General features: G+C 60.6%; 1 protein-coding gene. It reads right to left on the minus strand.

The features are described 5' to 3' along the window. A partial coding sequence (locus B0E43_RS23320; RefSeq protein ID WP_139352617.1) for a hypothetical protein occupies positions 1–317 on the minus strand: 317 nt, incomplete at both ends.

Genomic DNA, 317 nt, shown 5'->3' on the forward strand with positions numbered 1-317 from the left:
CCAATGGACCGTTCACCGCCGCAATGCCCGCAATCTTGTCGTCTGTCACACTGAATGGTCCGGCCAGGGTCACGTTGCCGCTGTTGGTGATCACGTAGCGGTATGCCACCACGTCACCTACCGCAGCGTACGGATCACCCGATACCACCTGCTTGTCCAAGGTCAACGCTCTGGTCTGGGTCGCATCCACGGTCTCGGTATCGGTATTCGAGGTCACCCCGTTGCCGCTCGCGCTGGCCACGTTGGTCACACTGCCGTTGTTCAGATCCGTCTGGGTAATCGTATAGCTGCCTGTCGCAGTCACGCTGCCGCCGTGA

This window comes from Algoriphagus sp. A40 (assembly GCF_002002735.1).
Taxonomy (GTDB): domain Bacteria; phylum Bacteroidota; class Bacteroidia; order Cytophagales; family Cyclobacteriaceae; genus Algoriphagus.